The sequence below is a fragment of the Novosphingobium sp. Leaf2 genome (assembly GCF_001421325.1).
GTDB lineage: Bacteria > Pseudomonadota > Alphaproteobacteria > Sphingomonadales > Sphingomonadaceae > Novosphingobium.
The window spans coordinates 165,456-188,757 of sequence record NZ_LMJY01000016.1; the positions used below are offsets into that span (position 1 = coordinate 165,456).

The following is a 23,302-nucleotide window of genomic DNA, read 5'->3' on the forward strand; positions in this document are numbered from 1 at the left end:
CGCTGGACGCGGCGGAAAGGCAATTGCTTGATCACCACCATGTCACACCAGCCCCCCCTTTTCGACGAACCCGGCGCCCCGGTGCCGCCGCGCGAATCCCCCGCCGGGACCGACCCCAGCGGCCATCGCGCCCGCCTGCGCCAGCGGTTGCTGGATGGCGGCGCGGAGGCGCTGGGCGACCATGAGGTGATCGAACTGCTGCTGATGCAGGCGGTTCCCCGCCGTGACATGAAGCCGCTGGCCCGCACCCTGATCCAGCGGTTCGGGTCGCTGGCCGGGGTTTTGCAAACCGACGCCCGCACCCTCGCCGCGCACCCCGGCATGGGCGAGGCCAGCGCGGCGGCGCTGCGCATCGTCACGGTGGCGGCCACCCGCATGGCCCGGCAGCAAGTGCGCGAGGCGCCGGTGATCGGTTCATGGCAGGCGCTGATCGATTACCTGACGATAGACATGGCGCACCTTACCGTGGAGCGCGTGCGCGTGCTGTATCTCAACGCGCGCAACATGCTGATCCTTGACGATCTGGTGGGCGAAGGTTCGATCGACGAAGCCGCGATCCATCCGCGCGAGGTTATCCGCCGCGCGCTGGACCTTGGCGCCACCGCGCTGATCCTGGTGCACAACCATCCGTCCGGCTCGCCCCAGCCCAGCCGCGCCGATATCGACATCACCAACCGCATCGCCGAGGCGGGCCGCCTGCTGGGCGTCAGCGTCCACGACCATCTGGTGATCGGGCGCGAAGGCCATGTCTCGCTGAAGGCCAAGGGCCTGATCTGACGGCGCGCAACATGCCCGGCCTTGCCTTTCGCGCCCCCGCCCCCTAGCGGCACCGGCGCAGCCACAGGAGTCGAACATGGTCCCCCGCTACGCCCGCCCCGCGATGACCGCGATCTGGGAACCCGAAGCGCGCTATCGCATCTGGTTTGAGATCGAGGCCCATGCCGCTGTGAAGATGGGCGAAATGGGCACCGTGCCGCCAAGCGCGGGCAAGGCCTTGTGGGACTGGTGGGCCACCAACCCGCGCATCGACGTGGCCGCGATCGACGCGATCGAGGCGGTGACCAAGCACGATGTCATCGCGTTTCTCGATTGGGTGGCGCAGCAGGTGGGCCCGGAAGCGCGCTTCATGCACCAGGGCATGACCAGCTCCGACGTGCTGGACACCACGCTCAACGTCCAGCTGGTGAAGGCGGCCGACATCCTGCTGGCAGACCTCGACGCGCTGCTCGCCGCGCTCGAACGCCGCGCGCAGGAGCACAAATATACCCCCACCATCGGGCGCAGCCACGGCATCCACGCCGAGCCGGTGACCTTCGGCCTCAAGCTGGCGCAGGCCTATGCCGAGTTCGAACGCTGCCGCAAGCGCCTGGTCGCCGCACGCGAGGACGTGGCCACGTGCGCGATTTCGGGCGCGGTGGGCACGTTCGCCAATACCGACCCGGCGGTGGAGCAATACGTGGCGGACAAGCTGGGTCTGGCGGTGGAGCCGGTTTCCACGCAGGTCATCCCGCGCGATCGGCACGCCATGTTCTTCGCGGTGCTGGGCGTGATCGCCAGCGCTATCGAGCGGCTGGCGATCGAGGTGCGCCACCTGCAACGCACCGAAGTGCTGGAAGCGGAGGAATACTTCTCGCCCGGCCAGAAGGGTTCGTCGGCCATGCCGCACAAGCGCAACCCGGTGCTGACCGAAAATCTCACCGGCCTGGCCCGCGTCGTGCGCTCCGCAGTAGTACCGGCGATGGAGAATGTGGCGCTGTGGCACGAGCGGGACATTTCCCACTCTTCGGTTGAGCGCTTCATCGGCCCGGACGCCACCATCACCCTGGATTTCGCGCTAGCGCGGCTCACCGGGGTGATCGACAAACTGCTGATCTACCCTGCCCGCATGCAGAAGAACCTCGACCGCATGGGCGGGCTGGTTCATTCGCAGCGGGTGCTGCTGGCGCTGACCCAGGCCGGCCTGTCGCGCGATGAAAGCTACCGTCTGGTCCAGCGCAACGCGATGAAGGTGTGGGAATCGGACGGCGAACTTTCGCTGCTCGAATTGCTCAAGGCCGATCCCGAAGTATCCGCCGCGCTGCCCGCCGCAGTGATCGGGGACAAGTTCAACCTCGACTATCACTTCAAGCACGTGGACACGATCTTCGCGCGCGTTTTTGGCTGAAACGCTTCGGCTACGGGGCTTCCCTTGGGTCGTTTTCGCGCCTAGCATCCTGCGTTATCGGGGAAAACAGGAGGATACATGCAGATCATCCGCACGATAACGTGGGTTCTGCTTACGGCAGTGCTGGTCGCGTTCATCGCCATGAACTGGACCAAGGCACCGATAAACTTCTGGCCGCTGCAGGATGGCAACTACCTGCATTTCGACTGGCCGGTGGGCGTGGTTGCGCTGCTGTTCTTCGGGCTTGGGATGCTGCCCGTCTGGCTTTACCTGCGCGCGGTGCGCTGGCGGCTTGAACGCCGGATCGCCACCCTGGAAAACTCGCTCCGGGCAACCTCTTCGCCAGGTGTCGGCACACCGGGCCTTGGCGCAAGTCCCGCCGATCATGTCGTTATCTCGGATGTCGCAAAGCCATGAATCCGGTCTATCTCGCTCTCGACCTACCCCGTCTGGACGCTGCCGAAGCGCTGGCGCGCAAGGTTGCCGGGCACGTCGGCGGGATCAAGCTGGGGCTGGAATTCTTCTATGCCCACGGCCACCACGGCGTGCACGAACTGCACAAGGTAGGCCTGCCGATCTTCCTTGACCTGAAACTGCATGACATTCCCAACACGGTGGCCGGCGCGATGCAGGCGATCCACGTGCTGCAGCCCGCCATCGTCACCGTCCATGCCGCCGGTGGACGCGCGATGATGGAAGATGCCAAGGCCGCTGCGGGCGAAAACTGCAAGGTGGTGGCCGTCACCGTCCTCACCAGCCTGGACGATGACGATCTGGCCGCGATCGGCGTCAGCGCCAATCCGCATGACCAGGCGCTGCGCCTGGCCGAACTGGCACATGCGGCCGGGCTGGATGGCATCGTATGCTCGGGCCATGAAGTGGGCGCGGTGCACAGGCAGTGGAAAGACGGTTACTTCGTGGTTCCCGGCCTGCGGCCCGCCAATGGTGCGAAAGCGAGCGGCGACCAGAAGCGCGTAGTCACGCCGCGTGAGGCGCGGGACGCCGGGGCCAGCGTGCTGGTGATCGGCCGCCCGATCAGCCGCGCCGAAGATCCGCTGGCCGCCGCCCGCGCCATCGAGGCGACGCTTTAGATCGCGCCTCTCGGGTGCGATTTTCAATTCACCTTAACTCTTGCACACCTTGCCGTTCAGGTGCCGGCAACCGGCGCGCGTCCAGTTCGTTGCCCTGTCACTGACAACAATGGGAGTGCGACCCCGAATGAAACATCTCAGCCTGCTTGCCGCAACCGCCCTGGCGCTCAGCGCCGCCCCTGCTTTTGCCCAGCAAGGACAGATGCCCATGATCGAGGCTGGCCACACGCTGCTTACGGTATCCGCAGAAGGATCCTCGACCCGCGAACCCGATCTCGCCAGCTACAATGCCGGCGTGACCACGCAGGGCACCACTGCCAGCGAGGCGCTGTCCGCCAACTCGGCCAAGATGAACCAGGTGATCGCCGCATTGAAGCGAGCGGGAATTGCCGACAAAGACATCCAGACCAGCAACATCAGCATCAGCCCGATGTACGCGCAGCCCAAGCGCCTGCCGGACGGCAACCTCGAGGACGGCCCGCAGCGCATCGTGGGCTACACCGCCAACAACACCGTGGCGGTGCGTCAGCGCAAGCTGGCGGACATGGGCAAGGTCATCGATGCGCTGGTTTCCGCCGGCGCCAACCAAGTGGACGGCCCAAGCTTCCAGCTGTCCCAGCCTCAGGCCGCACAGGATGAGGCGCGCACCAACGCGATGCAGACCGCCCGCGCCCGCGCCGACCTTTACGCGCGTGCATCCGGCTTGCGGGTGGTGCGGATCGTGTCGATCAGCGAAAGCGGCGGCTACACCCCGCGCCCGCAGATGATGATGATGTCCGCGCGCAAGGAGACGATGGACGCAGCGCCAGCGCCAGTTGCAGCGGGCGAGCTGGAAACCAACGTCAACGTCACGGTGCAGTTCGAATTGGGCGCATGACCGCCCTTCAGTTCAGCATCATGTCCTGCGATTGAATGGAGTAGCCGACGAGCGCAAGCTTGTCGGCTTCGCCTTTATGAAACACGAACTGCTCCGTGCCCTTCCCCCGCTCGAATACGGTCTCGGTGGTGACCGTCACGAACGAGCCGTTGGTGCTGGTATTGGCGTTCCAGCCCACCTGCTTGGTGGACTTCACGTTTCCCAGCTTGCGATGCACCGCTTCCAGCAGCTTTACCCACTGCGCGCGCGGCGTTGCCTGCCGCAGGGCGGGATCGCTGCTATCCCATACCGCGCCCCATGATCCGGCGTCCAGGCTGCGGTGGAACTGGGCCACTTCCGCGTCGGCGTTTCTGATCGATTCCTGCACGTTGCACGCCGCCAGCGCGCTTGCGGCAAGAACGACCAAAACGGTGCGGGCAATGATTGTCATCGTGGCTCAAGCTCCTGTTTACCCCATTGCACGCTTAGCGCCTCGCATGTCCATCTGCAAAGCGCCGCGATTGCAGCGCGCGACAATGACGCTAGATACACCGGGACTCCGAACATCCCCGTCTCCCACAACCAGGATCTCGCCCATGCCCACCGCCGCCATCAAGATCTGCGGCATCAGCACGCCCACCGCCGTGGAAGCCGCCATCCGGGCCCGGGCCGCGCACATCGGGCTGGTGTTCTTCCCCCAAAGCCCGCGCGCGGTAACCCCGGCGCAGGCTGCGGCGCTGTCGCAGCAGGCGGGTGGGCGCATTGGCCGGGTGGGTCTGTTCGTCGATGCGGACGACCGGCTGCTGGGCGATGTGATGGCTGCCGCGCCGCTTGATGCCATCCAGTTGCACGGCGCCGAAACGCCCGAGCGCGCGGCCAGCATACGGGCCCGCTTCGGGGTGCCGGTGTGGAAGGCGCTTGCGGTTGCCAGCGCGGCGGACGTGCGGCGCGCCGATGCCTATGCGGGCGCGGCGGACCTGATCCTGTTTGATGCCAAGACGCCCAAGGGCACGCTGCCAGGCGGCATGGGCCTCAGCTTCGACTGGACCCTGGTGGCACACTGGAAAGGCCCAATGGCCTGGGGGCTGGCCGGCGGGCTGGATGCCGGCAACGTGGCCGACGCCATCCGCCTCATCGGCGCACCGCTGGTGGACACATCCTCAGGCGTCGAGAGCGCACCGGGCTTTAAGGACGACACCCGTATCGCCGCGTTTTGCGCCGCCGTTCGCGGGGCATCCTGATGGGCCATGCAAAGCATTCTGGACTTCTGCCCTGCCCTCTGCCAATCGCCCACGCATGACCGTACAAACGCCCGTGAATTCACTTCGCTCCCAGCCTGACGAGACCGGCCACTTTGGCCAGTTCGGCGGGCGGTATGTCGCTGAAACGCTGATGCCGCTGATTCTCGATCTTGAGGCGGAATATCGGCGCGCGCAGGAAGACCCGGCGTTTCACGCTGAGATGGACGATCTGCTCAAGACGTTCGTCGGCCGGCCCACCCCGCTGTATCCCGCGCCCCGCCTGACCGAGCATTTCCGCAAGCTCGCGCCAGAAGGCAAGGGCCCGAAAATCTACCTCAAGCGCGAAGATCTCAACCACACCGGCGCGCACAAGATCAACAACTGCGTCGGGCAGATCCTGCTGGCCATGCGCATGGGCAAGACCAAGATCATTGCCGAGACCGGCGCGGGCCAGCACGGCGTGGCCACCGCCACCGTGGCGGCGCGCTTCGGCCTGCCCTGCACGATCTTCATGGGCGCCAAGGACGTTGAGCGGCAAAAGCCCAACGTATTCCGCATGAAGCTGCTGGGCGCTGAAGTGCTGCCCGTAACCAGCGGCGCGGAAACCCTGAAGGACGCGATGAACGAGGCGCTGCGCCACTGGGTGGCGAATGTGCACGACACGTTCTACATCATTGGCACCGCCGCCGGCCCGCATCCCTATCCGGAACTCGTCCGCGATTTTCAGAGCGTTATCGGCATCGAAACCAAGGCGCAGATGCTTGAGGTCGAAGGCCGCCTGCCGGACATGGTGGTGGCGTGCGTGGGCGGTGGGTCCAACGCGATCGGCATGTTCCATCCGTTCCTGGATGATCCCGAAGTGGCGATGGTCGGCATCGAGGCGGCGGGGTATGGCGTCGAAACCGGCAAGCATGCCGCCTCGCTCACCGGCGGGCGCCCGGGCATCCTGCACGGCAACAAGACATATCTGCTGCAGGACGAGGACGGCCAGATCACCGAAGCTCATTCGATCAGCGCCGGGCTCGATTATCCGGGGCTCGGGCCGGAGCATTCGTGGCTGCACGAAAATGGCCGGGTAAAGTACGTGCCGATCACCGACGATCAGGCGATGGAAGCATTTCAGCTGTGCTGCGCGCTGGAAGGCATCATCCCGGCGCTGGAGACGGCGCACGCGCTGGCAGCGCTGCCGGAACTGACCGCGCAGATGGATGCCGACAAGCTGCTGGTGATCAACCTGTCCGGCCGGGGCGACAAGGACATATTCACGGTGGCAGACGCGCTGGGGTTCGATCTCTGATATGACCACGCGTTTCGAAACCACTTTTGCCAAAGGCCCGGCGCTCGTGTGCTTCATAACCGGGGGGGACGGCGATACCGCGGCCAACCTCGACGCGCTGGTCGCGGGCGGCGCGGACGTGATCGAACTGGGGATGCCTTTCACCGATCCGATGGCGGATGGCCCGGTGATCCAGCAAGCCAACTTGCGCGCGCTGGCGAAGGGCGTGCGCACCGCCGATATCTTCCGCATCGCCGCCGATTTCCGCCAGCGCCACCCTACCGTGCCGCTGGTGCTGATGGGCTATGCCAACCCGATGACGATCCGCGGCCCGGAATGGTTCGCGCAGGAATGCGCCGCCGCCGGGGTTGACGGCGTGATCTGCGTGGACATTCCCGCCGAGGAAGACGCCACGCTCGGCCCCGCGCTGCGCGAACAGGGCGTGTCGCTGATCCGTCTTGCCACCCCCACCACCGATACCGCGCGGTTGCCCGCCGTGCTGGCGGGGTCGTCCGGGTTCCTCTATTACGTCTCGGTCGCGGGCGTCACCGGCAAGCAGCAGGCCGCACAAGGCTCGATCGAGGATGCGGTGGCCCGGCTCAAGGCCGCGTCCAACGTGCCTGTTGCCGTCGGGTTCGGCGTGCGCACGCCCGAACAAGCCGCCGCCATCGCCAAGGTCGCGGACGGCGTGGTAGTTGGTTCAGCGCTGGTGGAACTGGTCGCCAAGCATGGCGAAGATGCCCCGGCAGCGTTGCAGGCGTATACCGCGCAATTGTCCCAAGCGGTGCACGCGGCGCGCTGAGCGTGCGAGACTTCGCCGTGTCCGATTCGCGCGCGGTGCAAGCCCAGCTTGATCGGCTCGCCGCGCTGTCGCTGCCGCAGGGACGCATCGGGCTTGATGCGATCCGGCAACTGTTGGCGCGGCTGGGCGACCCCCAGCTTTCGATCCCGCCCGTCTTCCACGTCGCCGGCACTAATGGCAAGGGTTCCACCTGCGCTTACCTGCGCGCCATTCTGGAGGCGCAAGGCTACCGGGTGCACGCCATCACCAGCCCGCATCTGGTGCGCTACAACGAACGCATCCGCGTCGCCGGCGAACTGGTGGGCGATGAGGAACTGGCCGCGCTGCTGAGCGAGGTTCTCGATGCCGCTGGTGGCCTGCAGGTCAGCTTCTTCGAAGTTACCATCGCTGCCAGCTTCCTGGCGTTCGCCCGGCATCCGGCTGATGTCTGCGTGATCGAGGTGGGCCTTGGCGGGCGCTTCGATGCCACCAACGTGGTTCCCACGCCCCTGGTATGCGGCATCGCCACACTGGGGATCGACCACGAACGCTTCCTGCTGGCGCCCGAGGATGGCACCCCGGCAGAGCCGCTGGCGCGCATCGCCTTCGAGAAAGCCGGCATTCGCCGTCCCCACGTTCCGCTCGTCACCATGGCGTATCCTGCGCATGTCGAAGCGGTGCTGCACGCACTGGCGCAGGCCGAAGAGGTTCCCTTGTGGATGCGGGGCGAAGCCTGGAAAGCGCAGGTGACCGGCGATGCGATCTGGTTCGAGGATCATGACGGGTCGCTCACCCTGCCCCTGCCGCACATGCCCGGCGCGCATCAGGCGGAGAACGCCGCGCTGGCGGTGGCGATGCTGCGCCGGCAAAGCGTGCTGCGGATCGATCCGCAGGCCTACGCGCAAGGCATCCGCGACGCGCAATGGCCCGCACGCATGCAATTGCTGGGCGATGGGCCGCTGACCCGGCTGGTGCCCGGCACGGCGGTGTGGCTTGACGGCGGCCATAACCGCGACGCCGGGCTGGCGCTTGAAGCGTTCCTGCGCGCCCGGGAAATCGCCCCGCATCTGATCCTGGGCATGATCGAGGGCAAGGATCCCGGCGCGCTGCTGGAGCCGCTGCATCGCCAGGTGGAAAGCGTCACGCTTGTCCCCGTGCCGGGCCATGCCTGCCTGCCACCCGAGGCTTTCGCCGGCTGGCCGGTGGACACCACCACTGCGCCCGATGTGGCAACCGCGCTGAGGGCACTGGAGCAGCGCAAGGCCCGCGCGGTGCTGATCGCAGGCTCGCTCTATCTTGCCGGCGCGGTGCTGCGCGATAACGGCGAGCTGCCGGACTGACCGTCAGGCGAACGTATCCTCGACCGGCTCCGGCTCGCCTGCCGATCCCATCGCCTGATCCACCAGCCCGGTGCGGCTCATCCACCAAAACAATGCGATGCCCGGCAATGCCGCCACGGTGGTGAGCAGGTAGAAATTCACATAGCCCATCGCCTCGATCAGCGCGCCGGCGGTCGTGCCCGTGACCAGCCGCCCCACCACGCTCGCCCCCGCCGAGATCAGGGCGTACTGCGACGCGGTATAGCGCAAGTCGCACAGCGCGGAGAAATAGGCGATCACCACCACGCCGCCATAACCCGAGGCGATGTTCTCGAACCCGATCGCGCCGGCCATGCCCCAGTTGCTGTGCCCGGCCGCCGCCAGCGCCGCAAAGCTGAGGTTGGAGATGCCCATCAGCCACAAGGCCAGCATGACCGAGCGTTTGAGGCCCATGCGGGTATAGGCGATGCCGCCGATGAATACCCCGATCAGATAGGCCCAGAAGCCCAGCCCGATGTCATAGATGGCGATTTCGTCGTTGGTGAACTTGAGGTCGTCGAACAACAGGCGGAAAGTCAGGTTCGCCAGCGTGTCGCCGATCTTGTGCACCAGGATGAACAGCAGCACCAGAAACGCGCCGTTACGCCGAAAGAATTCGCCGAACGGACCGATAATGGAACTCCACACTTCGGCGACACCGCGCTTCTGGACGACCACCTTGCGCCGTTCCGGCTCGCCCAGCAGCACGGCGGTGAGCATGGCCGGCACGGCAAACAGCGCGCACGCCATGTACCCCGCGCTCCATCCGTAGCGCGACGCCATGACCAGCGCCAGGGCGCCCGCGCCGGCAGAGCCGATGCGCCAGCCGTACTGGCTCATGCCCGAGCCGGTGCCCAGCTGATAAGGCTTGAGCGTTTCGATCCGGTATGCGTCGATCACGATGTCGAAACTCGCGCCGGCGATGCCGACCAGCACTGCCGCCAGCACGGTGGCGCCGATGTTCGCGGCGGGGTCCACCAACGCCAGATTGCAAACCGCCGCGATCACCGCGACGCCGCACACCAGCATCCACGACACCCGCTGCCCCAGCCGATGCAGCAGCGGCAGGCGCACCCCGTCGATGATCCAGGCCCAGAACACCTTGAGATTGTAGACCAGGAACGCGAGGGTAAAGGCGGTGACGGTCTTCTTGTCGATCCCGTCTTGAGCCAGCCGCGTGGTCAACGTGGCGCCGATCATCGCGAACGGAAAGCCGGAAGACACCCCCAGCATGAACGCGGCGATGGACTCGCGCTCGAAATACGGTGTGATGGAATCCAGGACGCTGCGCCGCTGTGCCTTGTAGTCGGCGTCCACGCCGGTCTCCTCGATTGCCGTTCCCACCAACTTTAGCGGCCCGGCGCGTGAAGGGAAGGCTGGATGAAGCAGCGATCAACAGGTAAGGGGCGATCCATGTCCAAACCTCCCAGCAAGTCCGGTGGCCGATCCGGCGGCAATTTCAACGGAACGTCCGGCGGCTCCGGTCGTGGCCGCCGCCCCGGCGGCACCCCGCGCGATGGCTCGTCGTTCGTAGACGGCCCGCGCGGCCCTGCGCGCTCCGGCCCCCGTTCGGCAGGCCCCCGTTCCGCTGACACACGCGATGGCGCGCCCCGCAGCGGCAAGCCTTATGGCGACCGGCCCCGTGAAGACCGGCCGCGCAGCGACAAGCCTCGCGGCAACAGGCCGTATGGCGACAGGCCACAGGGCGATCGCCCGCAACGCGGCGAGCGGCCCGGCACCCGCGAGGGATCGCGCGAAGGTGGATTGCGTGCATCCGCCGGTGAGCGCGAACGCGATACCGCACCGCGTGACGATCGGCCGCGTAGCGACACCACGCGCGGCAGCTACAACAGCGCCGGCAGTAACGCGCGCGGTCCCCGTGGCCGCGACGAGCGTCCTTACGGTGCGCGCAACGACCGGTACACCCCGCGCGATCAGCGTTACGGCGGTGGCAGTGGACGCGGTCGTGCCGATGCGCCACGCCCTGTGCACAAGCCCGGACCCGCTCCGCGCGCGGCAGCCCCTACCCCCAAGGACCCCACCCTGCCCGCGCGCGAGGGTGAGCGAATCGCCAAGCTGCTGGCCCGGGCCGGCATCGCCAGCCGCCGCGAAGTGGAGCGGATCATCATCGAAGGCCGCGTGAAGCTTGGCGATCAGGTGATCGAGACGCCGTCCACCGTGCTCACCAGTCTGGCCGGCGTCACTGTAGACGGCAACCCCGTGCAGGAACCCGAAGGCACGCGCCTGTTCCTGTTCCACAAGCCCGCCGGCCTGATCACCGCCGAGCGCGATCCCGCCGGACGGCCCACGATCTACGCCGCGCTGCGCAACGCGCTTCCCGAGGGCACCGGGCGGGTCATGCCGATCGGCCGCCTTGACCTTAGCACCGAAGGCTTGCTGCTGCTGACCAACGACGGCGAATTCAAGCGCCAGCTGGAACTTCCCGCCACCGGCGTGCCGCGCACCTACCGCGCGCGCACTTTCGGCGACATCACGCAAGGCCGGCTTGAGGATCTGATGGAAGGCATCGAGGTTGACGGGGTGATCTATGGCAAGATCAACGCCAACATGGAGCGCCGCACCGGACGCAACCAGTGGATCGAGATGACCCTGACCGAAGGCAAGAACCGCGAAGTGCGCCGCGTGCTCGAAGCACTGGACCTGCAGGTAAGTCGCCTAATCCGCGTGTCCTACGGCCCCTTCCTGCTGGGTGATCTGCCCAAGGGCGCGGCTGGCGAAGTGGCCCAGCGCGATCTGGATAACTTCCGCCGCACCCTGCCCGCACTGAAAAACGCAGACCGTGGCGCGACCGGGGAGCCCGAGGCTTGAGTACGGGCCTGCGCATCATCGCCGGCCAGTGGCGCGGCCGCAAACTTGCCGCGCCCGAAGGCGAAGGCACCCGCCCCACCACCGACCGCACGCGCGAGACGCTGTTCTCGATGCTGGTGAGCCGGCTGGGCGATTTCGAGGGACTGAAGGTCGCCGACCTGTTTGCCGGCTCGGGCGCTCTGGGGCTTGAGGCATTGTCACGCGGGGCCGCGCATTGCCTGTTCGTAGAGCAGGATTCCGCCGCGATCCGGGCGATCCGCACCAACATCGCCAACCTGCAAGCGCAAGGACGCTCGGACGTGCGCGCTTCCTCCGTCCTGTCGCTGGGGACGGCAAAGGAACCGCTGGATCTTGTGCTGCTCGACCCGCCGTACGCCACCGGCGCGGGCGCTGTCGCGATCGACAAACTGGCCCGGCTGGGCTGGATCGGCGAGGGCACGTGGGTGAGCCTGGAAACCGGCAAGGGCGAGCAGGTGTCCGTCAAAGGCTTCGAAACCGACGCCACGCGCGATGTCGGCAAGGCATGCCTGCATCTGCTGCGCCGCACCGCCGAGGCCTGACGGCTCCAATTACGCAAAAAGGGTGCCGGTTTCCCGGCACCCTTCCTTGCGCTAAACGGACTTACTTGCCGCCGCGGTTGCGACAGTTGTCGGTCACCGTTTTGCTGCAGACCGGGTAGGTCTTGTTCATTTCGGTGGCGGGCGGCGGGGTGTTCGCGCCCTTGTACGGCCCCCCCTGATAGCTGGGGTCGGCCGGCATCGCCGGCGGCACCGGCTGCGCGGCGGACTGCGGATCAGGAACGCCGGCGGTTGGCATGCCTTCCCCCGGAGGATTCGCCTGCCCCGGTGGGGTGGTGGGGGTCTGCCCGTTCATCTGCTGCATCACCGAGTTCCACGCGATCTGACGCTGTTCGGGCGTCATCTTATAGATTTGGCCGCGCTGGTCAGCGGTCAGCGCCCAATAGCCCTTCTGTTGTTCGGGCGTCAGCGTCCAGTAATAGACCTTGTATTCGTTCGGCCACGCATCGTAATCGGCCTTCTGGCTGGCTTCCCAGGCCTCATACGTGGCTTTCTGCTCGGGCGTCATCATCGGCGCTGCGGTGGTGGTCGGGGCGGGCGGCGGCGGGACGTCCTGCGCCTGGCTCATCACCGGGATGGCCAGCAGCGCCAGCGCAGCGGAACCCGCCATCAAAAATCTACGCATCGAAACTCTCCATCTGTTCTGTTGAAGCAAACGACGATCCATCGCGGGAATTGTTCCGTGTGTGCGACGAAGCGGGCTTGCACCACGATGCTGCGTTCCCTAGTTGTTCACGGTGAACACTCTGCAAGCCCCGCCGGGCATGGGCACCCCGCCCGACCCGCTGATCGACGGTCTCAACGCCCCGCAGCGCGAAGCCGTGCTGACGACCGAGGGGCCCGTGCTGATGCTGGCCGGCGCCGGCACCGGCAAAACGGCGGCGCTGACCGCGCGGCTGGCCCATCTGGTGCGCGCGCGGCTGGCTTGGCCCAGCGAGATTCTTTGCGTCACCTTCACCAACCGCGCCGCGCGCGAAATGCGCGAACGTGTGGGCCGGCTGATCGGCCCGGCGGTGGAAGGCATGCCGTGGCTGGGCACCTTTCACGCCATCGCCGCGCGGATGCTGCGCCGCCACGCCGAACTGGTCGGCCTGCAGCCCAACTATACCATCATCGATACTGACGATCAGCTGCGTCTGCTCAAACAGCTTATCCAGTCCGAAGGGGTGGACGAAAAGCGCTGGCCCGCGCGCCAGCTGGCCGGGTGCATCGATCGCTGGAAGAACCGCGGACTCAACCCGGCAGATCTTGATGCCGGCGAAAACGAGGCCTATGCCAACGGCAAGGGCCAGAAATTCTACCAGCTGTATCAGGACCGGCTGAAAGCGGTAAACGCCTGCGATTTCGGCGATCTGCTGCTGCACATGCTGAACATCCTGCGCACCCATCGCGAGGTGCTGGAGCAGTACCAACAGCGTTTCAAATACGTGATGGTGGACGAATATCAGGACACCAATCAGGTCCAGTACCTGTGGCTGCGCCTGATCGCGCAAGGCCGCCAGAACATCTGCGTGGTGGGCGACGACGACCAGTCGATCTATTCCTGGCGCGGGGCGGAAGTGGCCAATATCCTGCGCTTCGAAAAGGATTTTCCGGGTGCCAAGGTGATCCGGCTGGAGCAGAACTACCGCTCCACGCCGGAAATCCTGGCTGCCGCTTCCGGCCTCATCAACGAGAACAGCCAGCGCCTTGGCAAGACGTTGTGGACCGAGCGGCACGCCGGCGACAAAGTGCGCGCCATCGGCGTGTGGGACGGGCCGGAGGAAGCGCGCCGCGTGGGCGACGAGATCGAACGGCTGGAGCGCGAAGGCGCACCGCTGGACCAGATCGCCATCCTGGTGCGCGCGCAATACCAGACGCGCGAGTTCGAGGACCGCTTCATCTCGATCGGCATGAAGTACCGCATCGTCGGCGGTTTCCGCTTTTACGAGCGCGCGGAAATCCGCGACGCGCTGGCGTATCTGCGGGTGATCGCCCAGCCGGCGGACGATCTGGCGTTCGAGCGGATCTACAACGCACCCAAGCGCGGCCTTGGCGCCAAGGCGCTGGAAGCGCTGCACCGACTGGCCCGTGCACGCGCCATCCCGCTATCCCACGCCGCGCTGGAGATCGCCGACACTGACGAGTTGCCGGCCCGCGCGCGCAACACGTTCCTGGCCCTCATGCGCGATTTTGCGCGGTGGCGCGATCTGGCAGCCACCGAAGGCCCGGCAGACCTGCTGCGCACCGTGCTGGACGAGAGCGGCTACACCGATGCGCTGCAGGCCGAAAAGACCGCCGAGGCCACCGGGCGGCTGGAAAACCTCGTCGAACTGGCCCGCGCGATGGAGGAATACGACAGTCTGGGCAATTTCCTCGAACACGTCAGCCTCGTGATGGACAACGAGAACGCGGCGGACGAGGAAAAGGTCACGATCATGACCATGCATGCGGCCAAGGGCCTGGAATTCGACAATGTGTTCCTGCCCGGCTGGGAGGAAGGCGTGTTCCCTTCGCAGCGCGCGCTGGACGAAGGCGGGCTTGCCAGTCTGGAGGAGGAACGCCGGCTCGCGTATGTCGCGATCACCCGCGCCCGGCGCAAATGCACGATCCTGCATGCCGCGAACCGGCGCATCTACGGCCAGTGGACCAGTTCGATCCCCTCGCGCTTCATCGCCGAACTGCCGGATCAGCCCGTTGAGAGCGAAACCACGCTGTCCGGCGGCGCATCGTTGTGGCGCGCGCAATGGTCGGAACATGCCGATCCGTTTGCTGACGTGGCGCGGTTGCAACCTTCGCGCACCGCTACGCGCGGGCCCGGCTGGCAGCGCGCTGCCGCGCAGGACTATGACCCCGCTCCGCGCCGCGTGGCCGAAAGCACTCGCAGCGCCGCCAGCTTCGCCGCCAAACCGCGCGGCGACATCGCCGTGGGCGCGCGCGTATTCCATGAAAAATTCGGCTATGGCGCGGTGATCGAGCAGGAAGGCAACAAGCTGGAGATCGAATTCGAGCACGCCGGGCGCAAGCGCGTGCTGGACAGCTTCGTCAAACCGGCGTGATCGGCCCGGCGCCGGGTTGCGCCGCGCCGTTTAACGCCTGCAGTTCAGCTTAAGGCCGATACGCCGAGGAAACTGGGCACCGGCCCGTTCCAGTCGTCATCGCCCGGAGCGGCGACGGGTTCTTTTGCGCGCTGGCCACTGCGCGGTTCGCGGCGTGGTACGGATGGCGCCTTTTCGGAGCGAGCGCGACGCGGGGCGGGTGCGGCCTCCTGCACCGTATCTTCGACAACAGGCTCAGCAGCGACCGGCGTTTCCGCCTTCGCACGACGCTGCTGACGTGGTGCGGGTTCCTCGCGTGCGGGCTGCTCTTCCCGAGCGGGCTTGTCCTCGCGGGCCGGCTTGTCCGCGCGCTGCGTCTTGCGCGCACGCGCAGGCTTTTCGTCCTGCGCGACCGGCGTATCGTCCGCACCCATGGTGTAGATGGGGATCGGGCCGCCGGTCAGCTTCTCGACGTTGGCAATTGCCTCGGCATCTTCCGGCGCTACGAAGGTGAACGCGCGGCCCGTTGCACCGCCGCGACCGGTGCGGCCGATGCGGTGGACGTAATCGTCCGGGTGCCAGGGCGTGTCGAAGTTGAAGACGTGGCTGACGCCCTTGACGTCCAGACCGCGCGCCGCGACGTCGGAGGCGCACAGGATGCTGATCTCGCCCGCCTTGAACCGGTCCAACTCGGCGTTGCGCGATGCCTGGTCCATGTCGCCGTGAATTTCGCCGGCGGAGAAGCCGGACTGCTTCAGGCTCTTGGCCAGTTCGCGCACGGTGGTCTTGCGGTTGGCGAAGACGATAGCGGTGGTCACGTTGTCCGTGCGCAGCAGTTCGCGCAGCACATCGCGCTTCTTGCGCGTGGTGACGGCCACCTTGTGCTGGACGATGTTGAGATTGTTGGAGGCCGGGCGCGCAACCTCGATGTACTTGGGGTTGGTCAGAAAGCGGTCGGCCAGCTTCTTGATTACCGGCGGCATCGTGGCCGAGAACAGCAGCGTCTGGCGATTGGCCGGAAGCTTGGAGCAGATCGTCTCGATATCAGGGATGAAGCCCATGTCGAGCATCCGGTCCGCCTCGTCGATGACCAGCAGCTCGCAACCGCTGAGCATGATCTTGCCACGCTCGAACAAGTCCATCAGGCGGCCCGGCGTGGCGATCAGCACATCGACGCCGTCGGACAGCGCCTTGACCTGATCGCCCATCTGCACGCCGCCGATCAGCAGCGCCATCTTGAGATTGTGGTTCTTGCCGTACTTCTCGAAATTCTCAGCCACCTGCGCGGCGAGTTCGCGCGTCGGTTCGAGGATCAGCGAGCGGGGCATGCGGGCACGGCGACGGCCATGACCCAGGATGTCGATCATCGGCAGGACGAAGGCGGCGGTCTTGCCGGTGCCCGTCTGGGCGATGCCGATGATGTCCTTCATCATCAGCACCGGCGGGATCGTCTGCGCCTGGATCGGAGTCGGCTCCGTATAGCCCGCGGATATAACCGCTTGCAGCAATTCGTCAGACAGGCCGAGATCGGCAAAGCTCATAGGCAGTGTAATTTTCCGATAAATATTTGAAATCGCCAGCGCAGCAGGAAAACGAATGGGGGCAGCCCCGCCCGCGACACCTGCCGGGCGCCTGCGCCCCTTAGTCGCCAAAATGCGCCAAAGTCAAGGAATTCCGCCTGTGGCAGCCTTACCGGTCAGGCGCCACGAGTTGGCGTATCCGGGTCAGGGTGCAGTTCATCCCGCTGCGTGACAGCAAGGTGTCGCGATTGGCGCACAACCGCCCGTCTTCGCTGCGCTCCAGGTAGAACCCCGAATAGAAATCGCGCGCCCTGCAGGACCGGCCCACTTCGGCCCGCACCAGCGTGCGGTCACGCATGAAAAGGAGCAGGCGATTGTCGCGGTCGGGACGCACGCTGGCAATGCCGGCAATCGGAACGCACTTGCCGATCTTGCGCTCCGACAACTGATCGACGGACCACGGTGTGCCAACGATCATCGGGGGCATCGGCAGCGAACCGCGCGGGCTGATGCGGATTGTCATGCGCTGTTCTATGCGGATCTGCGCCGCGTCGTCAGGGCCGACCGCGCCCAGAATTCCGAGCGGAAACGGCCATTCGGCATTCATGCCGTCGATGTCCTGCGGCGGCCACAATGGCGCGTTTTCGGTCTCTTTGCCGGGAGCGGTGGCCGGCTCGTCCTTTACCGGTGCCATGCGCGCATCGTCCCCTGCGCCCGCTGCGGGCAGCAGCAGGAGCAATGGATACAGCAAGGCGGTGGTGAAACTCATTCGCGATACGTTCCCTCGACGATCGGCGTGCAGATTGCCCCGGCTTACCCCGATCGCTTGAACCCTTGCTTAACTCGAATACCAGCGCCTAGTATGTTTCCACCGCGCTTCAGTGATGAAACCTGCCGCTCGCTGTGCCATATCAGCCGTCATGAACGCACCTGCCAGCATCACGCCCGATACCTTTCTCAGCGCCGCCGCCGACCTGCTTGGCCCGCGCGGGTTGACCACCGACCCCGAACTCGTCGAGCCCTGGCTGACGGACTGGCGCGGCCGCTACACCGGCAAGGCCTGCGCGCTGGCTTCACCCGCCAACGTAGAAGAGCTTTCGGCGCTGGTGCGCCTGTGCGCGCAGCACGGCGTGCCGATCGTGCCGCAAGGGGGCAATTCGGGCATGTCCGGCGGGGCGACACCGGATGAAAGCGGCACGGCGCTGCTGCTCTCGATGCGGCGGATGAACGCCATCCGCAGCGTGGATGTCGAGGGCCGGCGCGCTACGTGCGAGGCCGGCGTGATCCTGCAGACCCTGCACGAGGCGGCGGAGGCGCAAGGCTTGCGCTTTCCCCTCACGCTGGGCGGCAAAGGATCGGCCACGGTCGGCGGGCTGATCTCCACCAACGCGGGCGGCTCCCAAGTGCTGCGCCACGGCTCGATGCGCGCGATGGTGCTGGGGCTGGAAGCGGTGCTGGCGGACGGGCAGGTGTTCTCACAGTTGACCCCGTTGAAGAAGGACAATCGCGGTTTCGATCTCAAGCAGTTGCTGATCGGTTCGGAAGGCACGCTGGGGATCGTCACCGCCGCAACCCTGGCGCTGTCTCCCGCCGTGGCGGAGCGGGTGGTAATCTGGGCCGGCGTCGCGTCCCTCCCCGCCGCGCGCGCGCTGCTGCTGCATTGCGACGATGCGGTGAGCGACGCGCTTGAAGGGTTCGAGGTGATGCCGCAGGCCAGCATCGACGCGGTAGTCGATCATATGCCCACGGTGCGCCTGCCGCTGGCGGGCCGGCACGCATGGCATGTGCTGATCGAAGTGGTGGCAGACCGCGCCAGCGTTGCCACCCTGCGCGAACGGTGCGAGACGATGATGGCCGACGCTTTCGAAGCGGATTTGCTGGAGGACGCCGTGCTGTCCGCCAACGAAGCGCAGGCCGAGGCGTTCTGGCTGATCCGTGAAACGGTGCCGTCAGCCGAACGCGCGCGCGGCCCCGCCGTTCAGCACGACATTTCCGTACCGGTGGAGATGATGCCCGCGTTCGTGGAAGAAACCGCGCCGCTGATCGAGGCGGAATTTCCCGGCACCGAGGCCATCGCCTTCGGGCATCTGGGCGATGGCAACGTGCACTATCACGTGATCGCCCCCGGCGAGGCGGATGCGCGGGCCTGGAACGCAGGGCCGGGCAAGGCGATCAGCCGGCGGGTGCACGATCTGGTCACGCAGTGGGGCGGCTCGATCTCCGCCGAGCACGGCATCGGCCAGCTCAAGCGTGACGAACTGGCGCGGCTGGGCGATCCGGTGGCGCTGCACCTGCTGCGCACCGTGAAGCAGGCGCTGGATCCGCAAGGCCTGCTCAACCCCGGCAAGCTGGTGTAGTGCCAAACCGGTGCCGCCCCCGGCTTGCGCGGGCGGCGGGCAGGCCCTAAAGCGGGCGGCTTACACCAAGACTGCCCATCCTTGCGGAGAGTACCCATGGCCAGCGCGCCTCAAGATCCTGCCCTGCCCTTGTTCTACAAGGACCTCATTCCTCTCAATTCGCAGCAGCATGCAGGTTGGAAGACGCGCCCGACCGACAAGGCGACCTGGGTTGCCGGCATCAATTCGGTGCCGTTGACGGTCGAAGAGTTTCCGCAGGCCCAGCGCAACTTCCCAATCATCTTCACCGCCGGCGAAAGCCCTATCCCGCTGGTACTGATGGGCATGAACGAAGGCGCCAACGTATTCTTCGACGACGAAGGCACGATGACCGAGACGGTGTATGTGCCGGCCTACGTGCGCCGCTATCCGTTCATGCTGGCCAAGCTGCGCCCGGACAGTGACGAGCTTTCGCTGTGCGTGGATCCCACCAGCGACCTGGTGGGTGAGATGGACGAAGGCGAGCGCCTGTTCAACGACGATGGCCAGCCCACCGAGGCCACCACCAACATGCTCCAGTTCTGCGAAAACTTCGAGATTGCCGGCACCAAGACCGCGCAGTTCATGGCGGAACTGCAAAAGCACAAGCTGCTGATGGACGGTGAGCTCAACATCGATACCGGCGGCGGCCAGCCGTTCACGTACCGCGGGTTCCAGATGGTGGACGAAAACAAGTTGCGCGAAGTGCGCGGCGATGTGCTGCGCCAGTGGAATCAAAGCGGGCTACTGCCGCTGATCTACGCTCACCTGTTCTCACTTGAACTGGTGCGCGACATCTTCAACCGCCAGGCCGTGCAGGGCAAAGTGCCCAATTTGCCCGCCCCGGAAGCGGTAAACGCCTGATCAACCACGGCAATCGGCGGAGTTATGACACTTTTGTCACAGTTTCGCCGATTCGTACCAAGGTCGATACACTTTTCTGGACTTTTCTCGGGCGATCTGCATCAGTAATCGCTTGATTGTCGAAATGGGTGGCCCTATGTAGGTCCTGCCCGGCCGGCGCTACCCTCATGGCCCGTTCGGGTTGGTGCACTTCGTGCACCTCCTCCCTGAACCTTGGCCACCTCGCGCATCGCGCGAGGTGGTTTTTTATTGGCTGCAGCAAAAGTTCCGGCACCCTGTCATTCGGCGGCTTGTGGCCAGACCCGTGCATTCGCTTCGCCGCCAAGGTCCGCCACGATCGGCGCCAGCCGGCGCACCAGCCCGGCAAGATCCTCCACCATGCGCGCCATGCCCGCCCCCGGCTCCATCAGTTGTGCATCCAGGTAGCAGCTGCGATCGATCTCGATCTGCAACGCGTTAAAGCCAGCCTGCGGATTGCCGTGACGCTCCAGCACATAGCCGCCCGCGTAAGGACGGTTGTGCGCAGCCTCACGCGCGACCTGAGCAAAATGCGCGAACGCTGCCGCAACCAGCGTGCCGTTGCTGCTGGCGCCGAACCGGTCCCCCACCACCACGTGTGCGCCGGGACCGCCGGGCCGTCCGGACAACGGCGGCATCGAATGCAGGTCGATCAGCAGCGCCGCGCCCCAGCGCGCGTGCAGCGCCTTCAAAGCGGCGTTCAGCGCGGCGTGATACGGCTCATGCACATTGCGCAACCGAAACTCCAGATCGGCCCGACCGAACCGGCGTCGCCACAATTCGCCCGTGCCCACCAACCGGCGCGGGATGAGGCCGAGCCCGCTGCGCACCCTGCCCCCCGGCGGCGGCACCCCGCTTGCCGGACGCGCATCACGCGTGAACATCTCCCAGTCCACATCGTCGGGCGAACGGTTCAGGTCCACCAGCGCGCGCGGCGCGTGGGCGATCAGCAGGTCCGCGCCGGTAGCGGCAGCGACACCACGGGCCAGCGTATCGGCATGACGATCTTCCAGCCGCACGGCTGCGGATGCGCCGTGGCGCAAGTCAGCCAGAAGCGCGGCGGAGTAGCTGCGGCCACCATGCGGAACCGCGATCAGGATGGGCAACGCAGAGGGGGCGCCGGCCTCCAGCACGAACGCGCCGCGCGCTTTTTTGCTGGAAGACGCGCCGGGCGTCCCTTGTGATTCGTCGTGATCCAACCGTCCGGCCATCGCATAAAGCTGTGCGTTTCACGCGCGCATGTCAAAGCGTCCCGTTACCGGTCACCCGTGAAAGGGCACGAGAATTTTAACCGCCGCTACGGTAAGGATACGGACAGAACAAAATGCCGCAGCTAGACCTTGCGCCCTGATTCAAGACTGGACCTTTCCGCGATGATCCGCATCCTCCTGGCCGAAGACGACGACGCCATGCGCACGTACCTGGCGCGGGCCCTGCAGAATGCGGGCTACAGCGTTGTCGCGGTCGATCGCGGCACCAAGGCGGTGCCCCTGCTGCAGAACGACGATTTCGACCTGCTGCTGTCCGACATCGTCATGCCCGAAATGGACGGCATTGAACTGGCCCAGCGCTGCGCCGAAATTTCACCCTCCACCAAAGTCATGTTCATCACCGGCTTTGCCGCCGTCACCCTGCGCGCCAGCCGCGAGGCGCCCGAGGCGAAGATCCTGTCAAAGCCGTTCCACTTGCGCGATATCGTGATGGAAGTGCAGCGTATATTCGGGCTGGCCGAACACGCCACTCTGTAACGCAAAAATTACTGCGAACACCCCTTGCCACGGCAAATGACCGGGGCTAGAGGGCCATCCTCCGGCGGGGCGACCCATCGGAATGCTCGATTGGAATGGGCGTATAGCTCAGTGGTAGAGCACTATGTTGACATCGTAGGGGTCGCAAGTTCAATCCTTGCTACGCCCACCATTCCAGAAAATGCCCGCCGGTCTTCGTGACCAGGCGGGCTTTTTCGTTTTCACGCTCCCTAGCGCCCTGGCCACGCTTAAAGCCGACTGCCGCCTTGCCATCGGCCGATCCCCTGCCTAGAGACGGGCGCAATTTCTCACCCCAGGGGAGTATTTCTCGAATGGCAAAGATCAAGGTTGCTAACCCCATCGTCGAGATGGACGGCGATGAAATGACGCGGATCATCTGGCAGTGGATCCGTGAGCGTCTGATCCTCCCCTACCTCGACGTCGATCTCAAGTACTATGACCTGTCGGTCGAAAAGCGTGACGAGACGAACGACCAGATCACCGTCGATGCCGCCAACGCCACCAAGCAGTACGGCGTTGCCGTCAAGTGCGCGACCATCACCCCTGACGAGCAGCGCGTCGAGGAATTCAGCCTCAAGAAGATGTGGAAGTCGCCCAACGGCACGATCCGCAACATCCTGGGCGGCGTGGTGTTCCGCGAACCCATCGTGATCTCCAACGTGCCGCGCCTCGTCCCCGGCTGGACCGACCCGATCGTCGTGGGCCGTCACGCCTTCGGCGACCAGTACAAGGCCACCGACACGCTGATCCCCGGCCCCGGCAAGCTGCGTCTGGTGTGGGACGGCGAGAACGGCGAGAAGATCGACCTCGACGTGTTCGACTTCCCGGCTGCCGGCGTCGCCATGGCGATGTACAACCTGGACGAATCGATCCGCGATTTCGCGCGCGCCTCGTTCAACTACGGCCTCAACCTTGGCTGGCCGGTATACTTGTCCACCAAGAACACCATCCTCAAGGCCTATGACGGGCGCTTCAAGGACCTGTTCCAGGAAGTGTTCGACACCGAAGGCTTCGCCGAAAAGTTCAAGGCCGCCAGCATCAGCTACGAGCACCGCCTGATAGACGACATGGTCGCCTCGGCGCTCAAGTGGTCGGGCAAGTTCGTGTGGGCGTGCAAGAACTACGACGGTGACGTGCAGTCCGACACCGTGGCCCAGGGCTTCGGCTCGCTCGGCCTGATGACCTCGGTCCTGCTCTCACCCGATGGCAAGACGGTGGAAGCCGAAGCCGCGCACGGCACCGTGACGCGCCACTATCGCCAGCACCAGCAGGGCAAGGCCACCTCGACCAACCCGATCGCCTCGATCTTCGCGTGGACCCGCGGCCTTGCCTATCGCGGCAAGTTCGACAACACGCCTGACGTGGTGAAGTTCGCCGAGACGATCGAGCGGATCTGCATCGAAACTGTGGAAAGCGGCAAGATGACCAAGGATCTCGCGCTGCTGATCGGCCCGGATCAGAACTGGATGACCACAGAGCAGTTCTTCGAAGCGATCGTCGAAAACCTCGACACGGAAATGGCCACCTGGGCCTGATCCCGCGCTGACGGAACGAACAAGGCCCGC

At 65.7% G+C, this 23,302-nt stretch carries 22 protein-coding genes and 1 tRNA gene; 17 read left to right on the forward strand and 6 right to left on the reverse strand.

Annotated features, from left to right (window positions below):
• The first annotated feature begins 39 nt into the window (after positions 1-39).
• From radC to ASE49_RS10205, 5 genes are all read left to right on the forward strand, one after another.
• Positions 40-777: a RadC family protein gene (radC, locus tag ASE49_RS10185; protein ID WP_056772320.1), complete on the forward strand. Its 738-nt coding sequence runs from the start codon at positions 40-42 to the stop codon at positions 775-777.
• 76 nt (positions 778-853) lie between these two features.
• A complete protein-coding gene (gene purB / locus ASE49_RS10190; RefSeq protein ID WP_056771461.1) occupies positions 854-2,164 on the forward strand; it encodes an adenylosuccinate lyase in 1,311 nt (436 codons plus the stop codon).
• Between the two features lie 78 nt (positions 2,165-2,242).
• The gene (locus ASE49_RS10195; protein WP_156370259.1) at positions 2,243-2,581 is read left to right on the forward strand and encodes a LapA family protein; all 339 of its coding nucleotides are present in this window, start codon (positions 2,243-2,245) and stop codon (positions 2,579-2,581) included.
• Positions 2,578-3,255 (forward strand): orotidine-5'-phosphate decarboxylase, encoded by a 678-nt coding sequence (pyrF, locus tag ASE49_RS10200; RefSeq protein WP_056771464.1) that lies wholly within the window; start codon positions 2,578-2,580, stop codon positions 3,253-3,255. The genes ASE49_RS10195 and pyrF overlap by 4 nt, the downstream gene beginning before the upstream one ends.
• Positions 3,256-3,382: 127 nt before the next feature.
• Complete coding sequence (locus ASE49_RS10205; protein ID WP_056771469.1) at positions 3,383-4,132, forward strand: SIMPL domain-containing protein; 750 nt, start codon at positions 3,383-3,385, stop codon at positions 4,130-4,132.
• Between the two features lie 7 nt (positions 4,133-4,139).
• On the opposite strand, the gene ASE49_RS10210 is transcribed toward ASE49_RS10205, so the two are convergent.
• On the reverse strand, positions 4,140-4,562 hold the full coding sequence (locus ASE49_RS10210) for a DUF4019 domain-containing protein (RefSeq protein WP_056771472.1): 423 nt from the start codon (positions 4,560-4,562) through the stop codon (positions 4,140-4,142).
• 145 nt (positions 4,563-4,707) lie between these two features.
• On the opposite strand from ASE49_RS10210, the gene ASE49_RS10215 reads away from it, so the two are divergent.
• The 4 genes from ASE49_RS10215 to ASE49_RS10230 are packed head-to-tail and all read left to right on the forward strand — an operon-like array spanning position 4,708 to position 8,749.
• Entirely contained in the window at positions 4,708-5,352 is a 645-nt protein-coding gene (locus ASE49_RS10215; protein ID WP_056771475.1) for a phosphoribosylanthranilate isomerase, read from the forward strand.
• 55 nt (positions 5,353-5,407) lie between these two features.
• Positions 5,408-6,649 (forward strand): tryptophan synthase subunit beta, encoded by a 1,242-nt coding sequence (trpB, locus tag ASE49_RS10220; RefSeq protein ID WP_056771478.1) that lies wholly within the window; start codon positions 5,408-5,410, stop codon positions 6,647-6,649.
• A 1-nt stretch (position 6,650) separates the two neighbouring features.
• Complete coding sequence (gene trpA, locus ASE49_RS10225) at positions 6,651-7,430, forward strand: tryptophan synthase subunit alpha (protein WP_056771480.1); 780 nt, start codon at positions 6,651-6,653, stop codon at positions 7,428-7,430.
• 2 nt (positions 7,431-7,432) lie between these two features.
• Positions 7,433-8,749 carry a bifunctional folylpolyglutamate synthase/dihydrofolate synthase gene (locus ASE49_RS10230; protein WP_056771484.1) on the forward strand — a complete coding sequence of 439 codons (1,317 nt, stop codon included), beginning with the start codon at positions 7,433-7,435 and terminating at the stop codon, positions 8,747-8,749.
• Positions 8,750-8,752: 3 nt separating this feature from the next.
• On the opposite strand, the gene ASE49_RS10235 is transcribed toward ASE49_RS10230, so the two are convergent.
• On the reverse strand, positions 8,753-10,084 hold the full coding sequence (locus tag ASE49_RS10235) for an AmpG family muropeptide MFS transporter (protein WP_056772323.1): 1,332 nt from the start codon (positions 10,082-10,084) through the stop codon (positions 8,753-8,755).
• A gap of 96 nt (positions 10,085-10,180) precedes the next feature.
• Between ASE49_RS10235 and ASE49_RS10240 the strand changes: the two genes are divergently transcribed.
• Together ASE49_RS10240 and rsmD are read left to right on the forward strand one after the other, a co-directional pair.
• Entirely contained in the window at positions 10,181-11,596 is a 1,416-nt protein-coding gene (locus tag ASE49_RS10240) for a pseudouridine synthase (RefSeq protein ID WP_056771486.1), read from the forward strand.
• Entirely contained in the window at positions 11,593-12,156 is a 564-nt protein-coding gene (gene rsmD, locus ASE49_RS10245) for a 16S rRNA (guanine(966)-N(2))-methyltransferase RsmD (RefSeq protein ID WP_235522932.1), read from the forward strand. Before ASE49_RS10240 ends, rsmD begins: the two co-directional genes overlap by 4 nt.
• 61 nt (positions 12,157-12,217) lie before the next feature.
• On the opposite strand, the gene ASE49_RS10250 is transcribed toward rsmD, so the two are convergent.
• Positions 12,218-12,799, reverse strand: coding sequence for a hypothetical protein (locus ASE49_RS10250; RefSeq protein WP_056771489.1), 582 nt, complete (start codon positions 12,797-12,799; stop codon positions 12,218-12,220).
• A gap of 139 nt (positions 12,800-12,938) precedes the next feature.
• On the opposite strand from ASE49_RS10250, the gene ASE49_RS10255 reads away from it, so the two are divergent.
• Positions 12,939-15,212, forward strand: coding sequence for an ATP-dependent helicase (locus tag ASE49_RS10255; protein WP_056771492.1), 2,274 nt, complete (start codon positions 12,939-12,941; stop codon positions 15,210-15,212).
• Between the two features lie 44 nt (positions 15,213-15,256).
• On the opposite strand, the gene ASE49_RS10260 is transcribed toward ASE49_RS10255, so the two are convergent.
• Entirely contained in the window at positions 15,257-16,732 is a 1,476-nt protein-coding gene (locus ASE49_RS10260) for a DEAD/DEAH box helicase (protein WP_056771496.1), read from the reverse strand.
• Between the two features lie 148 nt (positions 16,733-16,880).
• Positions 16,881-17,480, reverse strand: a complete 600-nt coding sequence (locus tag ASE49_RS10265) for a hypothetical protein (protein ID WP_056771499.1) — start codon at positions 17,478-17,480, stop codon at positions 16,881-16,883.
• A 151-nt stretch (positions 17,481-17,631) separates the two neighbouring features.
• Here ASE49_RS10265 and ASE49_RS10270 point away from each other — a divergent pair, with 151 nt between their 5' ends.
• Both ASE49_RS10270 and ASE49_RS10275 read left to right on the forward strand, forming a co-directional pair.
• Positions 17,632-19,068, forward strand: a complete 1,437-nt coding sequence (locus ASE49_RS10270) for an FAD-binding oxidoreductase (protein ID WP_056771501.1) — start codon at positions 17,632-17,634, stop codon at positions 19,066-19,068.
• Positions 19,069-19,164: 96 nt separating this feature from the next.
• Positions 19,165-19,950 carry a SapC family protein gene (locus ASE49_RS10275; protein WP_056771505.1) on the forward strand — a complete coding sequence of 262 codons (786 nt, stop codon included), beginning with the start codon at positions 19,165-19,167 and terminating at the stop codon, positions 19,948-19,950.
• Positions 19,951-20,228: 278 nt separating this feature from the next.
• Here ASE49_RS10275 and ASE49_RS10280 read toward each other — a convergent pair whose 3' ends face one another.
• Complete coding sequence (locus ASE49_RS10280) at positions 20,229-21,179, reverse strand: N-formylglutamate amidohydrolase (RefSeq protein ID WP_082456398.1); 951 nt, start codon at positions 21,177-21,179, stop codon at positions 20,229-20,231.
• A 162-nt stretch (positions 21,180-21,341) separates the two neighbouring features.
• On the opposite strand from ASE49_RS10280, the gene cpdR reads away from it, so the two are divergent.
• The 3 genes from cpdR (at position 21,342) to ASE49_RS10295 (ending at position 23,272) form a co-directional block, all read left to right on the forward strand.
• Positions 21,342-21,716 (forward strand): cell cycle two-component system response regulator CpdR, encoded by a 375-nt coding sequence (gene cpdR / locus ASE49_RS10285; protein WP_056771508.1) that lies wholly within the window; start codon positions 21,342-21,344, stop codon positions 21,714-21,716.
• A gap of 97 nt (positions 21,717-21,813) precedes the next feature.
• Positions 21,814-21,888 (forward strand) — tRNA-Val (locus ASE49_RS10290).
• A 160-nt stretch (positions 21,889-22,048) separates the two neighbouring features.
• A complete protein-coding gene (locus ASE49_RS10295) occupies positions 22,049-23,272 on the forward strand; it encodes an NADP-dependent isocitrate dehydrogenase (RefSeq protein ID WP_056771511.1) in 1,224 nt (407 codons plus the stop codon).
• The last annotated feature ends 30 nt before the right edge of the window (positions 23,273-23,302 follow it).

Coding starts and splice junctions, on each gene's coding strand:
- ASE49_RS10280 (WP_082456398.1), bottom strand. CDS start 21,179: ATGGCCGGACGGTTGGATCACGACGAATCACAAGGGACGCCCGGCGCG.
- pyrF (WP_056771464.1), top strand. CDS start 2,578: ATGAATCCGGTCTATCTCGCTCTCGACCTACCCCGTCTGGACGCTGCC.
- ASE49_RS10210 (WP_056771472.1), bottom strand. CDS start 4,562: ATGACAATCATTGCCCGCACCGTTTTGGTCGTTCTTGCCGCAAGCGCG.
- ASE49_RS10275 (WP_056771505.1), top strand. CDS start 19,165: ATGGCCAGCGCGCCTCAAGATCCTGCCCTGCCCTTGTTCTACAAGGAC.
- ASE49_RS10260 (WP_056771496.1), bottom strand. CDS start 16,732: ATGAGCTTTGCCGATCTCGGCCTGTCTGACGAATTGCTGCAAGCGGTT.
- ASE49_RS10240 (WP_056771486.1), top strand. CDS start 10,181: ATGTCCAAACCTCCCAGCAAGTCCGGTGGCCGATCCGGCGGCAATTTC.
- radC (WP_056772320.1), top strand. CDS start 40: ATGTCACACCAGCCCCCCCTTTTCGACGAACCCGGCGCCCCGGTGCCG.
- purB (WP_056771461.1), top strand. CDS start 854: ATGGTCCCCCGCTACGCCCGCCCCGCGATGACCGCGATCTGGGAACCC.
- ASE49_RS10250 (WP_056771489.1), bottom strand. CDS start 12,799: ATGCGTAGATTTTTGATGGCGGGTTCCGCTGCGCTGGCGCTGCTGGCC.
- ASE49_RS10270 (WP_056771501.1), top strand. CDS start 17,632: ATGAACGCACCTGCCAGCATCACGCCCGATACCTTTCTCAGCGCCGCC.
- cpdR (WP_056771508.1), top strand. CDS start 21,342: ATGATCCGCATCCTCCTGGCCGAAGACGACGACGCCATGCGCACGTAC.
- trpA (WP_056771480.1), top strand. CDS start 6,651: ATGACCACGCGTTTCGAAACCACTTTTGCCAAAGGCCCGGCGCTCGTG.
- trpB (WP_056771478.1), top strand. CDS start 5,408: ATGACCGTACAAACGCCCGTGAATTCACTTCGCTCCCAGCCTGACGAG.
- ASE49_RS10265 (WP_056771499.1), bottom strand. CDS start 17,480: ATGAGTTTCACCACCGCCTTGCTGTATCCATTGCTCCTGCTGCTGCCC.
- ASE49_RS10215 (WP_056771475.1), top strand. CDS start 4,708: ATGCCCACCGCCGCCATCAAGATCTGCGGCATCAGCACGCCCACCGCC.
- ASE49_RS10295 (WP_056771511.1), top strand. CDS start 22,049: ATGGCAAAGATCAAGGTTGCTAACCCCATCGTCGAGATGGACGGCGAT.
- ASE49_RS10255 (WP_056771492.1), top strand. CDS start 12,939: ATGGGCACCCCGCCCGACCCGCTGATCGACGGTCTCAACGCCCCGCAG.
- ASE49_RS10195 (WP_156370259.1), top strand. CDS start 2,243: ATGCAGATCATCCGCACGATAACGTGGGTTCTGCTTACGGCAGTGCTG.
- ASE49_RS10205 (WP_056771469.1), top strand. CDS start 3,383: ATGAAACATCTCAGCCTGCTTGCCGCAACCGCCCTGGCGCTCAGCGCC.